Origin of the sequence: Xanthomarina sp. F1114 (assembly GCF_026410255.1) — a bacterium.
Classification (GTDB): Bacteria; Bacteroidota; Bacteroidia; order Flavobacteriales; family Flavobacteriaceae; genus Xanthomarina.
The window spans coordinates 1-347 of record NZ_JAPMLL010000051.1; the positions used below are offsets into that span (position 1 = coordinate 1).

Annotated in this window: 1 protein-coding gene; it reads left to right on the forward strand. The window is 40.1% G+C overall.

Annotated features, from left to right (window positions below; all coding sequences use genetic code 11):
* Positions 1–347 (forward strand): hypothetical protein (locus tag OS188_RS14750; protein ID WP_267149614.1); only part of this gene is annotated, 347 nt, incomplete at both ends.

Genomic DNA, 347 nt, shown 5'->3' on the forward strand with positions numbered 1-347 from the left:
AATGCTGTAGGATGTGCCGAAGAAAGCTTTACAACTGAAGTTCTAATTCCAGCATGTACAAGTTTAGTCAGTCCGTTTAATGGGGAAACAGATGTCTTGGTCGATTCTGATATCACTTGGAATGCTATTGCAAACGCTACAGGGTATTTAATTACTATTGGAACAAGTTCGGGAGCTTCAGATCTTGCAAATGGAGTAGATGTAGGCAATACCACAACTTATAATCCACCCACTGACTTCCCTGAAAACACAGAGATTTTTGTGAGTATTACACCCTATAATACAGCAGGAAATGCTGTAGGATGTGCCGAAGAAAGCTTTACAACTGAAGTTCTAATTCCAGCATG